12 protein-coding genes are annotated in these 14542 nt (G+C 68.8%); 7 read left to right on the top strand and 5 right to left on the bottom strand.

Annotated features, from left to right (window positions below; translation table 11 throughout):
- Positions 1-30 precede the first annotated feature (30 nt).
- The 5 genes from rpsF to ACAG20_RS08865 all read right to left on the bottom strand — a co-directional run bounded on the left by rpsF (position 31) and on the right by ACAG20_RS08865 (position 7455).
- On the bottom strand, positions 31-321 hold the full coding sequence (gene rpsF, locus ACAG20_RS08885) for a 30S ribosomal protein S6 (RefSeq protein WP_019736048.1): 291 nt from the start codon (positions 319-321) through the stop codon (positions 31-33).
- Positions 322-402: 81 nt separating this feature from the next.
- Positions 403-2010 (bottom strand): glycosyltransferase family 87 protein, encoded by a 1608-nt coding sequence (locus tag ACAG20_RS08880; protein WP_370492275.1) that lies wholly within the window; start codon positions 2008-2010, stop codon positions 403-405.
- Positions 2007-4337 carry a transglycosylase domain-containing protein gene (locus ACAG20_RS08875; protein WP_370492274.1) on the bottom strand — a complete coding sequence of 777 codons (2331 nt, stop codon included), beginning with the start codon at positions 4335-4337 and terminating at the stop codon, positions 2007-2009. Before ACAG20_RS08875 ends, ACAG20_RS08880 begins: the two co-directional genes overlap by 4 nt.
- Positions 4338-4529: 192 nt before the next feature.
- A complete protein-coding gene (locus ACAG20_RS08870; RefSeq protein ID WP_370492273.1) occupies positions 4530-7112 on the bottom strand; it encodes a transglycosylase domain-containing protein in 2583 nt (860 codons plus the stop codon).
- Positions 7030-7455: a DUF5318 family protein gene (locus ACAG20_RS08865; RefSeq protein WP_041319268.1), complete on the bottom strand. Its 426-nt coding sequence runs from the start codon at positions 7453-7455 to the stop codon at positions 7030-7032. The genes ACAG20_RS08870 and ACAG20_RS08865 overlap by 83 nt, the downstream gene beginning before the upstream one ends.
- Before the next feature lie 113 nt (positions 7456-7568).
- On the opposite strand from ACAG20_RS08865, the gene ACAG20_RS08860 reads away from it, so the two are divergent.
- The 7 genes from ACAG20_RS08860 to ACAG20_RS08830 all read left to right on the top strand — a co-directional run bounded on the left by ACAG20_RS08860 (position 7569) and on the right by ACAG20_RS08830 (position 14531).
- Positions 7569-8411, top strand: coding sequence for a DUF1707 domain-containing protein (locus ACAG20_RS08860; RefSeq protein WP_370492272.1), 843 nt, complete (start codon positions 7569-7571; stop codon positions 8409-8411).
- A gap of 183 nt (positions 8412-8594) precedes the next feature.
- Positions 8595-9137 (top strand): PadR family transcriptional regulator, encoded by a 543-nt coding sequence (locus tag ACAG20_RS08855; protein WP_013831235.1) that lies wholly within the window; start codon positions 8595-8597, stop codon positions 9135-9137.
- A 75-nt stretch (positions 9138-9212) separates the two neighbouring features.
- The gene (locus ACAG20_RS08850) at positions 9213-10304 is read left to right on the top strand and encodes an inositol-3-phosphate synthase (protein WP_112689377.1); all 1092 of its coding nucleotides are present in this window, start codon (positions 9213-9215) and stop codon (positions 10302-10304) included.
- 57 nt (positions 10305-10361) lie between these two features.
- Positions 10362-11237, top strand: coding sequence for an alpha/beta fold hydrolase (locus tag ACAG20_RS08845; protein ID WP_370492271.1), 876 nt, complete (start codon positions 10362-10364; stop codon positions 11235-11237).
- A 5-nt stretch (positions 11238-11242) separates the two neighbouring features.
- Positions 11243-12028, top strand: a complete 786-nt coding sequence (locus ACAG20_RS08840) for an LLM class F420-dependent oxidoreductase (RefSeq protein WP_370492270.1) — start codon at positions 11243-11245, stop codon at positions 12026-12028.
- On the top strand, positions 12010-13791 hold the full coding sequence (locus tag ACAG20_RS08835; protein ID WP_370492269.1) for an ABC transporter substrate-binding protein/permease: 1782 nt from the start codon (positions 12010-12012) through the stop codon (positions 13789-13791). Before ACAG20_RS08840 ends, ACAG20_RS08835 begins: the two co-directional genes overlap by 19 nt.
- On the top strand, positions 13788-14531 hold the full coding sequence (locus ACAG20_RS08830) for an amino acid ABC transporter ATP-binding protein (protein ID WP_370492268.1): 744 nt from the start codon (positions 13788-13790) through the stop codon (positions 14529-14531). The genes ACAG20_RS08835 and ACAG20_RS08830 overlap by 4 nt, the downstream gene beginning before the upstream one ends.
- Positions 14532-14542: the final 11 nt, after the last annotated feature.

The raw sequence follows: 14542 nt of genomic DNA, 5'->3' as shown, positions 1-14542 counted from the left end.
CTGAGCCTACGCAACGGCGGCGACAGCCTGCTACGACTTGTCGGTCCGCATCACCTTGGTGCGCAGCACCGCCTCGTTCAGGCTGAGCTGCCGGTCGAGTTCGGACACCGTCGCCGGGGCGGCCTTGACGTCGATCACCGCGTAGATGCCCTCGGCATGCTTGGCGATCTCGTAGGCCAGCCGGCGCTTGCCCCAGATGTCGACCTTGTCCACCGTGCCGCCGTCTTTGCGGATGACGTTCAAGAACGTCTCCAGGGACGGGGCGACAGTGCGCTCGTCGAGAGTGGGGTCAAGGATGACCATGATTTCGTATGGACGCATGGGAACCTCATCACCTCCTATGGTCGTAGTGCGGCCGTGGATCTGACCACGGCAGGAGGGTCGCCTGCGTCGGCAACCCGGCTAGGTTACCGGAGGCCGGGCCGCGGCGCGAAATCGGCCGAACCGCCGGGCGTCGGGCGCGCGATCGAACACCCCGCCGGCGGGATCGTCGACGCCCCGCTCGCGCACCAGATCCACCGGGGCTTGATCGGGCCGGTAGATCTGCCGGATCACCAACGCACACAATCCCAGCACCGCCAGATCGCGCAGCAGCACCGTGGAGGTGAACACCTGCTCGGGCAGGCTGCGGTCCGAGACGCTGTAGAGGTAGTACATCCGCGGCACCCACACCAGTGCGTCCACGGCCATCCAGGCCAGCAGTAACCGGCGATGCGGTAGCGCCAGCACGGCCAGCGGCACCAGCCACAGCGAGAACTGCGGGCTCCACACCTTGTTGGTCAGCAGGAAGGCGGCCACCAGCAGGAAGGCCAACTGCGCCACCCGCGGCCGCCTCGGCGCCGTCAGCGCGATGTAGCCGATCCCGGCGCAGCACAGCGCGAACGACACCGCGACCACGATGTTGAGCACGGTCGGTGGCTGCCACAGCCCCAGCTCTCCGTCGAAGCCCCGCCAGCCGGTCAACGACTTCACCACGTTGTAGATCGAGTCCATGTCATCACCGCGGCGGGAGTTGAGCCGGAAGAACTCGGTCCAGCCGCGCGGGGCGAAAACCAGTACCGGCAGGTTCACCGCCAGCCAACTCAGCGCAGTCGCCGTCACCGTGCGCCTGACGTCACGCAACCGCCCGGTCCGCAGCCCCAGCAGTAGCAGCGGGTAGAGCAGCAGTACCGGATACAGCTTGGCGGCGGTACCCAGGCCGAGCAGCACGCCGGCTGCCACCGGCCGGCGTCGCGCCCAGGCCAGCAGCCCAGCCCCGGCGAACGCGGTGGCCAGCGCGTCGAAATTGGTGAAGACCTGGAATATGACCAGCGGCGAGGCCGCCACCAGGGCGGCATCCCAGACCCGGCGGCCGGCCAGCCCGGCGGTGGACCACACCGTCACCAGCCAGGCCAGGGCCAGGCCCACCGCGACGATGTCGAAGAACACCACCACTTCGGCGACCCCGCTCAACGCCGGGATCTTCACCACCTTGGTGATCGCCGTGTACGTCTTGGCCAGGGCCATCGCGGAGTACTGGTAGAGCCCGGTCAGCACCGGATACTCCATGTAGCGCTGCGCGGGCAGCCCGTCGTAGCGGATCTGCGGCTTGCCGGTGCCGTCCTTCTCCACCCAGCTGGACTTGTAGGGAAACTTGCCCTGGTTCAGCAACTCCGCGGTGTACAGCGGTACGACGTCGGAGTAGCAGAGCTGGAAGTAAGCGCGCTCGTTGTCCCAGTTGGCCACCCGCTCGTCGGGGCCGCCGGAGCCGACGCTTTGCAGGCACGCCGACTTGGTGGTCCAGCCCAGCGCCAGGAACAGCACCGCGATCAAGAACATCACCCGCAGCGGCGTCATGAATCGGGCACGCCCGATCAGCGCGTGGCGGCCCACCGGTCCGCCGATGGTGTTCGACAACGCGTGCACGACGTCGTCGGTGCGGGACGGCAGGTCCCGGTCGTCGGCGCTGCGCAGGTCCTCGGCAAGGGGCAGTGGCGACACCACCGGGCGGCCTGGGATCACCTCCGTCACGGTAGTTGCTCCGGCGGAGGGGGCGGCGGCTCAGGTGGAGGTGGAGGTGGCGGCGGGGGCGGCGGGAACAGCGGCGGCGGGAACGGCGGCGGCTCCCCGAACGGCGGTGGCGGCTCCGGTATCTCCGCGTCCGGGGGCGGCGGTGGCGAGAACCACTCCGGCTGCGGCGGCGGCGCGGACGGCACCCCGGCGAAGCCGCCGATGTCGGTGGGCTTGGGGAACTGCGCGATGGGATCGCCTCGCAGCGCGCCGTCCATGCTGGCCTTCCAGATGTCGCTGGGCAGCCCCGCACCGTAGACCGGACCGCCCCATTTGTTCCGCAGCGGTTCGTCACCCTGGTCGGTGCCGACCCAGACCGCCGTCGACAGCGTCGGGGTGTAGCCGATCATCCAGGCGTCCCGGTTGGCTCCGGTGTTACCCAGCTGGGTGGTGCCGGTCTTGGCCGCGGCGGGCCGACCGCCGGCCAGCTCGTGACCACCCGACCAGCCCGGGATCGCCTTCATGGCGTCGGTGACGTTGTCGGCGACCGCCTTGGGGATGCGTTGTTCGCCGGTGTCGCCGGCGGTGGTGCTGTCGAAGATCACCCTGCCGTCGGCGCCGACGACCCGCTGGATGAAATGCGGCCGGTGATATCTCCCGGAGTTGGCCAGCGTGGCGTATGCCGAGGCCATGTCGATCACCCGGGTCTGGTACTGGCCGAGCACAATGCCGTTCACCGGTGGCCCGCCGTGGCCGTCCTCGGACAACGTGTGCGCGACGCCGGGAAAGCTCTCGGCGACCCCGGCGGCGTGCGCGGCATCGGCGACGTCCTGCGGGCCGTTCTTGAGCTTGAGCATCAGCCGGTAGTAGGCGGTGTTCAGGGAGCGCTTGAGCGCCTCGGCGATATTGCAGACCCCGCAGCTGGCGCCGCCGACATTGCTGATCTTGGTGCGGCCGACGGTCAGGGGTGCGCTGTCGATCTGGTAACCCAGGCCGAGGCCCTGTTGCAGCGCGGCCACCAGGGCGAACACCTTGAACGACGACCCGGTCTGCAGGCCCGCCTGGGCGAAGTCGAAACCGCCGCCATCGGCGCCGCCGTAATAGGCGCGCACCGCACCGGTACGCGGATCGATGGCGACCACCGCGGTCCGCAACGCCGGTTTCTGCCCGGCCATGACGTCTCCCACCGCCTTCTCCACGGCGCGCTGCGCCTTCATGTCGATGGTGGTGGTGATCCGCAGCCCCAACATGTTCAGCGCCTGCTCGTCGATGCGGAACATGTCGAGCAGTTCAGCGATGACCTGCCGCTGGATCAGTCCCTCGGGTCCGGTGGCCTGATCGGCGTTGCGCGCCTGCTGCGGCGGGATCGTCGCTGGAAACACCTGCCGGGCGCGTTCGGCCGGACTCAAAGCGCCGGTCTCGACCATGCCGTCGAGCACCCAGTTCCAACGGCTGAGTGCGCGTTCGGCGTTGAATGCGGGATCCAGCGCCGACGGCCGCTGGATCACCGCCGCCAGCAACGCGCCCTGCGCGATGTCGAGTTCTGAGACCGGTTTGCCGAAGAACGCCCGCGCCGCCGCGGCGATCCCGTAGGCGGTGCGCCCGAAGTAGATGATGTTGAGGTAGGCCTCCAGCACTTCGTCCTTGGGCCACTCCCGTGACATCTTGCTGGCGATCACCAACTCTTTGCCCTTGCGGACCACCCCGGCGAACCCGCTCCGCTCCGAGCCCACCAGCGCGTTCTTGACGTACTGCTGGGTGACCGTCGAACCGCCCTGGGTGTCGCCCCCGAGCAGGTTGTTGCGGACCGCCCGGAAGAACCCCGAGAAGGAGTAGCCGGAGTTGGTGTAGAAGTCGCGGTCCTCGGCCGCCAACACCGCGTCACGCACGTGCACTGGCACCTGGTCGATCTTGACGTCGGTCCGGTTGCCTTCCGGTGGAACGACTCTCGCCAGCTCGGTGCCGTCGGCCGCGAGGATCGTCGAGACCTGATCGGTGTGGATGTCGCCCGGCTGGGGAATCTCGACGGTGCGGTAGGCCATGCCGAACGTGACCACCGGGGCGATCACCGTGGCAGCGACGACGGCGTACACCCCGCGCCGGACCCCACGCCAGGTCACTCGTCGAGGGGGCGGGTCTTGTGCACCGCCCGCCGCCACTGCGGCTCCGCTTAGCTCATCGGAGTGCGGCCGCGGTCGTTCCAGCGCCGCCTTGACCTCCTCGATGGGATCCCGCAGATCCTCGCCGTCGCCGTTGCGCGGATCCGCCGGCGAGTCGTCCGTCGTCGTCAAGAAGTGTTCTTCTGCAGCGCTTCCGGCCCCCGGCGCCGGCGGCCCCTGACTCTTCACCGTCGGCGGGGACGTCCCCGCGCTGCGCGACCGGGTTTCGGGCTTGCCGCCATCGTCACAGGGGCGCAACCCATCTCAGTCAACGGCAACGCGCCCGACGGCCCGTCGTCCCCCACCCGTTGCTGCGGTCGCATGCTTACCAGGTTACGTCCGCACGCCGCGGCGTCGAGTGCAAACGAGATCCCAAACCCGCTACGGCATCGGCGGCGCCGGTTCGCCCGGCGACGGCCCGGTCGTCTCGGGTTCGCCCGGCGACGGAACCTGCTGTTGCGGCGGCTGCCCCGGCAGCGGCGCCTGCGGTTGCGGCGGTGCGACCGGGATGGTGGTGGGCGGACCGATCGGGATGGTGATCCCCGGCGCGATCTCGATCGTCGGCTGGATCACGGTCTCCGACGGCTCCGGCGGCGCCAACTCCTCCGGCGGGGGTGGCGGCGGCGCGGCGGGAACACCGGCGTAGCCGCCGATCTCGGTGGGCGTCGGGAAGGACTCGTTGGAGGTGCCCCGCAGCGCGCCGTCCATGGTGGCCTTCCAGATGTCGGCCGGAATGCCCGCGCCGTACACCGGCCCGCCCCACTGGTTCACCAGCGGTTCGTCACCGCCGGTGGTACCGACCCACACCGCGGTCGACAACGACGGCGTGTAGCCGACCATCCAACCGTCCCGGTTGGCCCCGGTGTCACCCAGCTGGGTGGTGCCCGTCTTGGCCGCCGACGGTCGCCCCCCGGCCAGGTTGTGCCCACGCGACCAGCCGGCGATGGGCTGCATCGCCGAAGTGACGTTGTCGGCGACCGCCTTGGGAATGCGCTGCTCGCCGGTGTCTTCGGAGGTCTGGGCGTCGAACAGCACCTGGCCGTCGGCGTTGACGACTTTCGCCACGAAGTGCGGCGGGTGATACACCCCGGAGGCGGCCAGCGTGGCGTACGCCGAGGCCATGTCGATCACCCGCGTCTGGTACTGGCCCAGCACGACGCCGCCTTCGGGCGGGCCGCCGTCCTGCGACAGCGTGTGCGGAACACCGGGGAAGCTCTTGGCGACGCCGGCGGCGTGCGCGGCATCGGCGACGTCCTGCGCGCCGTTCTTGAGCTTGAGCATCAGCCGGTAGTAGGCGGTGTTCAACGAGCGCTTGAGCGCCTCGGCGATGTTGCAGACCCCGCAGCTCTCCCCTTCGGCGTTGGTGATCTTGATCCGGCCGCCCTCGAGGGACAGCGGGGAGCTGTCGACCTGATAGCCCAGCCCGATACCCTGCTCGAGCGCGGCCACCAGCGCGAACACCTTGAACGACGACCCGGTCTGCAGCCCCGCCTGGGCGAAGTCGAAACCGTTGGCGTCCGAACCCCCGTAATACGCGCGCACCGAGCCGTCGCGGGGGTCGATGGACACCACCGCCGATCGCATGTTGGGAATCTGGCCCTTGAGGTAGGTGTCCACCGCATCGACCGCGGCCTCCTGCGCCTGCGGATCGATGGTGGTGGTGATCTGCAGGCCCTGGGTGTTCAGGGTCTGCTCGTCGATGTCGAACAGCTCCAGCAGTTCCTTGGTGACCTGCCGCTGGATCAGCCCGTTGGGTCCGGTGGTGATGTTCTGGGAGCGCGCCAACTCGGGCGCCACCGTCTCCGGGAACTGTTGGGCGGCACGTTCACCGGCGGTCAGCGCCCCGGTCTCCACCATCCCGTCGAGAACCCAGTTCCACCGGTCGAGGGCGCCTTCGGGGTCGACGGCGGGATCCAGGGTCGAGGGTCGCTGAATCAGCGCGGCCAGCAGCGCGCCTTCGGCGACGTCGAGTTGCTCGACGGGTTTGTCGAAGTAGGCCCGGGACGCCGCAGCGATGCCGTAGGAGCCGCGACCGAAATAGATGATGTTCAGATAGGCCTGCAGCACATCGTCTTTGGGCCACGCGCTGGACATCTTGGTGGCGATCACGAGCTCTTTCGCCTTGCGGACCAACCCCCGCACACCAGCCCGCTCGGAGCCCACCAGGGCGTTCTTGACGTACTGCTGGGTGATGGTGGAGCCGCCCTGGGTGTCGCCTCCGAACAGGTTGTTCTTGACCGCGCGGGCGAAGCCGGACACCGAGAAACCCGGGTTGGAGTAGAAGTCCCGGTCTTCTGCGGCCAGCACCGCATCCCGCACATACACCGGCACCTGACTGATGTCGATGTCGACGCGATTGCCTTCCGGCGGGATGATCTTGGCCAGTTCCGAGCCGTCGTTGGCCAGGATCGTCGACACCTGGTTGGTGCGGATGTCGCCGGGTGAGGGCACATCGGTGATGGAGTAGGCCATCGCGAACGTGATGATCGGCAGCAGCAGGATCACCGCGGCCGCGACGTAGAGTCCGCGCCGAACCCACCTCCAGTTCGGGGGGTGGCGACGCAGCCAGTCCAGCGGGTCGGCCGCTGCCGGCCGGTCGGTGTGCTCGACGCGGTCGGTTCGCCGCGGCGGCGGCTCGACCGGCTTCTCCGGCGGCGGTTGCCGGCGCGGCCCGCGTCCGCTCAGCGCCTGCTCGCGCTGCCGCGGCCCGCCGTCGAGGGCCGCCCGCACCGCGTCGATCGGATCGCGCAGGTCGTCGGTCGCCGCGTCGTCGACCGCGGGGATGATCGCGGTCTGCCGGTCATCCGGCGACCGGGGCCCACGGCGCGCACCCACTTCGGAAGACCCGGTCGAACCAGTGTCCGGCCGGTCGTCGTGGTGTTTACTCACTGGCGGTACGGGCTCCGCTGCGTGCCGTCCGCCGTCCCCGGGATCCCTTCGGCGGGCGCGCGAGGCCCAGCACATACGACTTCACAAGATGATTCCAGCTGCAGGTCCGGCACACCTCGACCACGTGCACCGAGAACTCCGGGTAACGGGTGGCCAGCAGGACCAGTTCCTCGGCGGACCGCGCCGAACCCGACACCGCTCCCAGGTCGTCGCCGTAGACCCACGACACCAGGGTGAGCTGCTCCTTGCGGCAGATCGGGCAGACCACCGCGCTGGGCTTGCCGTGGAACTTCGCCGCCCGGAGCAGATACGGGTTGGCGTCGCACACCTCGGAGACCCCGGTGCGCCCGGAGTAGACCTCGGCCAGCAGGGAACGGCGCCGGAGCGCGTAGTCCACCACCTGTCGCTGCAATCGCACGGTGACCAGAGTACGTCGGGTCCGCGCGGGCCGGTGTGATGAACGCCCGTATCCCGCACCAACCGGCGCATTCGGGCCTCGCCGTAGCGCGCTGAAGTCTTACGATCGTCGCCGTGGCAACACGGCAGACCTCCGGAACCCGGGCGAAGGACAGCGACCGGGAAGACGTCTGCCGCATCCTGGACGCCGCCCTGGCCGAGGGGCAGCTGTCGAGCGAGGAGCACCGGGAACGCGTCAGTGCGGCCACCCGCGCCGTCACACTCGGTGACCTGCACGCGCTGATCGCCGATCTGCAGACCGCGAGCGCGCCCGTGCAACTGCCGGCGCTGAACAAGCCCGCCGGATTCGGCGGTCGCGCCCTGGCGGCGGCGGCACTGGGCGCGGCGGTGCTGCTGGGACTGGGCATCGGGTGGGGGGTGTACGGCAACACGAGTTCGCCGCTGAGCTTCACCTCCGACCCCGGCGCCAAGCCCGACGGCGTCGCCCCGCTGGTGCTGACCCCACCGCGCCGGCTGCATTCGCTGGGCGGGTTGAGCGGCCTGCTGGAACAGGCCCGTAGGAAGTTCGGTGACACCCTCGGTTACCGGCTGGTCGTCTACCCGGACTACGCGTCGCTGACCCGGGCCGATCCCACCGAGGATCGCCGCGAACTGGATTACAGCTACCGGGGCGGCTGGGGCGACCCGTCCAGTTCGGCCAAGAGCAGTGACGCCGTGCTGGTCGACCTGAGCGGCTTCGACGTCAAGGCCGCGGTCGGCATCCTGCGCGGGGCCCCCGAGACGCTCGGGATCAAAGACGGCGACGTCAAGTCGACCTATCTGATCGTCGACCCGGCCCGGGATCCGACGACGCCGGGGGCGCTGTCGCTGTCGGTCTACGTCTCCAGCGACTACGGCGGCGGCTATATCGAGTTCGCCGGCGACGGATCGGTCAAGCGCATCAATTACCCGTCCTGACCGCCGGAGCCGGCGAGCGGTGTAGTTCCGCGAGCAAGAGCTCCGGCGGCAACAGAACAGGTGCCGTCGGGACGCTGAACGTTGGGCGAACATCAGGCCACTTGGGTTCTGTTATATCGGCGCGATACTATGGCCCGAACCGTCGAACGGTCGTAGCCACAAATCATTGCAGGAGGTGAATCGGTGCTTGAGCTTGCCATACTGGGTTTGCTGCTCGAGTCTCCGATGCACGGCTACGAGCTGCGGAAACGGCTGACCGGTCTGTTGGGCGCATTCCGGGCGTTCTCCTACGGCTCGCTGTATCCGGCGCTGCGGCGCATGCAGGCGGCCGGGTTGATCGCCGAGGACGCCGCCCCGGCGGGCACCCCGGTACGCCGGGCCCGACGGGTCTACCGGCTGACCGACGCCGGCCGCCAGCGCTTCACCGAGCTGGTGGCCGACACCGGACCGCAGAACTACACCGACGACGGCTTCGGGGTCCACCTGGCCTTCTTCAACCGCACCCCCGCCGAGGCGCGGATGCGGATCCTGGAAGGCCGCCGTCGGCAGGTGGAGGAACGCCGGGAGGGTCTGCGTAACGCCGTGACGCGGGCCAGCAACTCATTGGATCGCTACACCCGCCAACTGCACCAGCTCGGGCTGGAGTCCAGTGAGCGGGAGGTCAAGTGGCTCAACGAGTTGATCGCGGCCGAACGCGTCTCCCAGGGCCGCGCCGAACAGTCTTGACCCCTGCCCGGCGCGGGAATCAGCACAACACAAACAGCACGTCAGCAGTGACAGCAAAGAAGGAGAACGTCGGAAATGACTGAGCAAACGACGGATGTGCGGGTCGCCATTGTCGGCGTCGGTAACTGCGCCTCCTCGCTGGTCCAGGGCGTGCAGTACTACCAGAACGCCGACGACAGTTCGACGGTGCCCGGTCTGATGCACGTGCGATTCGGTCCGTATCACGTCCGCGATGTGAAGTTCGTCGCCGCGTTCGACGTGGACGCCAAGAAGGTCGGCTTCGACCTGTCCGAGGCCATCTTCGCCTCGGAGAACAACACCATCAAGATCGCTGACGTGCCGCCGACCAACGTGGTGGTGCAGCGCGGTCCCACCCTCGACGGCATCGGCAAGTACTACGCCGACACCATCGAGGTCTCCGACGCCGACGCCGTCGACGTGGTCTCGGTGCTCAAGGAGGCCAAGGTCGACGTGCTGGTGTCCTACCTGCCGGTGGGGTCCGACGAGGCCGACAAGTTCTACGCCCAGTGCGCCATCGACGCCGGGGTCGCGTTCGTCAACGCGCTGCCGGTGTTCATCGCCTCCGACCCGGTGTGGGCCAAGAAGTTCGCCGACGCCGGCGTGCCGGTTGTGGGCGACGACATCAAGAGCCAGGTCGGCGCGACCATCACCCACCGCGTTATGGCCAAGCTGTTCGAGGACCGCGGCGTCACGCTGGACCGCACCTACCAGCTCAACGTCGGCGGCAACATGGACTTCAAGAACATGCTCGAGCGCGAGCGCCTGGAGTCCAAGAAGGTCTCCAAGACCCAGGCCGTCACCTCCAACCTGACCGGCTCGCTGGCCGGCAAGGTCGAGGACAAGAACGTGCACATCGGTCCGTCCGACCACGTGGCCTGGCTCGATGACCGCAAGTGGGCCTACGTGCGGCTGGAGGGCCGCGCTTTCGGCGACGCGCCGCTGAACCTGGAGTACAAGCTCGAGGTGTGGGACTCGCCGAACTCGGCCGGCATCATCATCGACGCGGTGCGCGCGGCCAAGATCGCCAAGGACCGCGGTATCGGCGGACCGATCATCCCCGCCTCGGCCTACCTGATGAAGAGCCCGCCCAAGCAGCTGCCCGACGACGTCGCACGCGCCCAGCTCGAAGAGTTCATCACCGGCTAGCAGTCGACTCTGCACTGAGGGCGTGACCCACTCGCACTTCTACGCCATGGTTGCAGTGTGAGCGAGGAACTGAGCGACGAGTTCGCCCTACTGGCCGGCAACGCCGAACAAGCCGGTGTCACCGGCCCGCTGCCGGCCGTGCAGCGCATCCAGACCGCAGCCGTCAGCGCGCTGCGGTGGGGAACCGAGCCGCCGCGGGTGGTGTTCCTGCACGGCGGCGCACAGAACGCGCACACCTGGGACACCGTCATCCTCGGGCTCGGGCAACCCGCGCTGGCCGTGGACCTGCCCGGCCACGGCCGGTCGGCCTGGCGCGACGACGGCGACTACTCCCCGCAGCGCAACGCCGCGGCCGTCGCGCCGGTGCTGCGCGAGCTCGCACCGACCGCCGAGCTGGTGGTCGGGATGTCGCTGGGCGGGCTGACCGCGATCCGGGTGGCCGCCGCCGCCCCCGAGCTGGTCCGTCGGCTGGTGCTCGTGGACGTGACTCCCTCAGCACTGCAACGGTATTCACAGCTGAGCGCCGCCGATCGCGGGACAGTGGCGTTGGCCCAGGGCGAGCGCACCTTCCCCGACTTCGAGTCCATGCTGGCGGTCACCCGGTTGGCGGCACCGCATCGGGATCCGGAATCTTTGCGGCGCGGGCTGTTCCACAACACCCGGCAACTGCCCGACGGGCGGTGGACCTGGCGTTACGACACGATCCGCCGTGTCGGGGACTTCACCGAGCTGTGGACCGACGTCTCGGCGGTGACCGCGCCGACGACCTTGATCCGGGGCGGGGACTCGGCGCTCGTCACCGCCGACGACGTCGCCGAGTACGCCCGGCGCTCACCGGACCTGACAACCCACGTCGTGGCCGGCTCCGGGCATTCGGTACAAAGCGACCAGCCGCGCGCTCTGGTCGAGCTGCTGCGCCGGACGCTACCGTGACTGGGGTGAGGCCCATCCGAATCGGCGTGCAACTGCACCCCCAGCACGCCGCGCACTATGGTGCGATCCGCGACGCGGTCCGGCGGTGCGAAGACCTCGGTGTCGACATCGCGTTCAACTGGGATCACTTCTTCCCGCTCTACGGCGACCCCGACGGACCGCACTTCGAATGCTGGACCATGCTGGGCGCCTGGGCCGAACAGACCTCGCGGATCGAGATCGGCGCGCTGGTGACGTGCAACTCCTACCGCAACCCGGAGCTGCTCGCTGACATGGCCCGCACCGTCGACCACATCAGCGACGGCCGGCTGATCCTGGGTATCGGCTCGGGCTGGAAAGACCGGGATTACCACGAATACGGCTATGAATTCGGTACCGCCGGAAGCCGGCTCGACGACCTGGCCGCCGCTCTGCCGAGAATCAAGACCCGGCTGTCCCGGCTCAATCCGCCGCCCACCCGGCACCTTCCGTTGCTGATCGGAGGGGGCGGCGAGCGCAAGACGCTACGCCTGGTCGCCGAGCACGCCGACATGTGGCACAGCTTCACCGACGCCGACACCTACCCGCACAAGGCGGCCATACTCGCCGAACACTGCGCCGCGCTGGGCCGTGACCCCGCCACGATCGAACACTCGACCGCGCTGAGCAACGACCACACCGAAGCGGAGTTGCTCGCCGCGGCGGAATCGATGGCCGAACTCGGGGTGAGCCTGCTGACCGTCGGCAGTAGCGGACCGGACTACGACCTGACCGCCGCCGAGGCGCTATGCCGATGGCGCGACCAGCGATAAAACTGGCGGCGCTTCTCGCCAGCTGGCTGATCGTGGGCGGTCTGGCAACCGCGCCGTCCGCCGGGGCCGCCCCCGACCTGTGCGCACCGCCCGGGGAGCAGGCGGCGGTCACGCTGCCGGTCCAGCTCGCCACCGCCAAACGTCCGCGCGAGGACAAATACACCACGGCCGGCGTGGATCCGCTCAACTCGATCGACGTGACCAAGCTGGGTCTGGTCACGCCCGGTGTGCTCACCGTCGGCACCCTGACCGAGAGCCCCCCGACGAACTGCATCAACGCCGCGGGACGCTACACCGGGTTCGACAACGAACTGCTCCGCGCCATCGCCAAGAAACTCGGCCTGCGGATCCAGTTCGTCGGCACCGACTTCTTCGGGCTGCTGGCCCAGGTGGCGTCCGGGCGCTTCGACGTCGGATCGGCGTCGATCAACGCCACCGACGAGCGCCGTCGCACCGTCGGCTTCACCAACGGCTACGACTTCGGCTACATGGCCCTGGTCGTCCCGGCCGGCTCGGAGATCACCGGGTTCGACAACCTGAGCGCGGGGCGGCGGATCGGCGTGGTGCAAGGCACCATCGAAGACGCCTACGTCGTCGACACCCTCGAGATGGAGCCGGTGCGCTTCCCGGACTCGATCACGCTGTACGCCAGCCTGAAAAGCCGCCAGGTCGACGCCTGGGTGGCGCCGTCGCTGACCGCGCTGAACCTGCTGCGGCCGGGAGATCCGGCGCAGATCGCCGGTTACACGTTCAGCCCCGCCGGTTTCGAGGCGTACGCGGTGGCCAAGGAGAACCGGGCGCTGATATCGGCGCTGAACTCCGGCCTGGATGCGGTGATCGCCGACGGCACCTGGCCGCAGCTCTACACCGATTGGGTGCCCAGGCCGCTGCCACCGGACTGGCAACCGGGCTCGAAGTCGGCGGCTACCCCGCATCTGCCGGACTTCGCGGCGATCGCGGCGCGCAACCACAAAGCCGGTCCGGAGCCGTACCAACCCAAATCGACGCTGGCACAATTGCGCGACTCCTTCTTCGACTGGCAGCTGTACCGCGAAGCGCTGCCGGATCTGCTCAAGACCGGCCTGCCCAACACGCTGCTGCTGACCGTCAGCGGCGGTGTCATCGGATTGGTGGCAGGGCTGGGGCTGGCCGTGGCCGGGATCTCCCGCACCCGCTGGCTGCGCTGGCCGGCGCGGGTCTACACCGACATCTTCCGGGGACTACCTGAGGTGCTGATCATCCTGCTCATCGGCCTGGGCGTGGGTCCCCTGGTAGGCGGGCTGACCAACAACAACCCCTACCCGCTGGGCATCGCGGCGCTGGGACTGACCGCGGCGGCCTACATCGGGGAGATTCTGCGCTCGGGCATCCAGAGCGTGGAGTCCGGCCAGCTCGAGGCGTCCCGGGCGCTGGGTTTCGGCTACCCCGCCTCGATGCGCCTGGTGGTGATACCGCAGGGCATCCGGCGGGTGCTGCCGGCGCTGGTCAACCAGTTCATCGCGTTGCTGAAGGCCTCCGCGCTGCTGTACTTCCTGGGTCTGGTCGCCGGCCAGCGGGAACTGTTCCAGGTGGGGCGCGACTTCAACGCCCAGACCGGCAGCCTGTCACCGCTGGTGGCGGCCGGCGTCCTCTACTTGGCGCTGACCATTCCGTTGACCCACCTAGTCAACGTCGTCGACCACCGGCTGCGCCGCGGAAGGCCCGCCGACGACGATGATTCGCTCGAGCTGAGCCCGGCGATCTCCAGTCAGGAGATGACGTGAGGGTCTCAGCTCGTGAGCCGGTGTCGTTGACCGCCAAGGGGATCCAGTTGTCCTTCGGCAAGAGCGCCGTGTTGCGCGGGGTCGACCTGGACGTGCCGGCCGGCAGTACCACGGCGGTGATCGGCCCCTCCGGATCCGGCAAGTCCACCATGCTGCGCACCTTGAACCGGCTCCACGAGCCCGATGGCGGCGACATCCTGTTGGGCGGGCGATCGGTACTCGACGACAACCCCGATGAGCTGCGCCAGCGGATCGGCATGGTGTTCCAGCATTTCAATCTGTTCCCGCACCGCAGCGTGCTCGACAACATCGCGCTGGCCCCGCGCAAGCTGCTGGGGATGTCGCAGGACGCCGCGCGTGAACTGGCACTGGGACTGCTGGATCGGGTCGGCCTGAAAAACAAGGCCGCCGCGCGTCCCTCGGCGCTCTCCGGTGGCCAGCAACAGCGGGTCGCGATAGCCCGCGCCCTGGCGATGCAGCCGCAGGTGATGCTCTTCGACGAGCCGACCTCGGCGCTGGACCCGGAACTGGTCAAGGGGATCCTGGCGTTGATCGCCGAGCTCGGCGCGGACGGTATGACCATGGTGGTCGTCACCCACGAGATGGCCTTTGCCCGGTCGGCGTCGGACAGCGTCGTGTTCATGGACCGCGGGAAGGTGGTGGAATCGGGGCCGCCCGAACAGATCTTCGACAACGCCGAGACCGACCGGCTGCAGAAGTTCCTCTCGCAGGTGTTGTGACAGCAACCTGC

The organism is Mycobacterium sp. pW045 (assembly GCF_041287085.1).
Taxonomy (GTDB): Bacteria; Actinomycetota; Actinomycetes; order Mycobacteriales; family Mycobacteriaceae; genus Mycobacterium; species Mycobacterium algericum_A.
The sequence above is the reverse complement of the archived record's forward strand: the minus strand, read 5'-3'. Positions and strand labels throughout refer to the sequence as shown.

Coding starts and splice junctions, on each gene's coding strand:
- ACAG20_RS08870 (WP_370492273.1), bottom strand. CDS start 7,112: ATGTGCTGGGCCTCGCGCGCCCGCCGAAGGGATCCCGGGGACGGCGGA.
- ACAG20_RS08850 (WP_112689377.1), top strand. CDS start 9,213: ATGACTGAGCAAACGACGGATGTGCGGGTCGCCATTGTCGGCGTCGGT.
- rpsF (WP_019736048.1), bottom strand. CDS start 321: ATGCGTCCATACGAAATCATGGTCATCCTTGACCCCACTCTCGACGAG.
- ACAG20_RS08835 (WP_370492269.1), top strand. CDS start 12,010: ATGGCGCGACCAGCGATAAAACTGGCGGCGCTTCTCGCCAGCTGGCTG.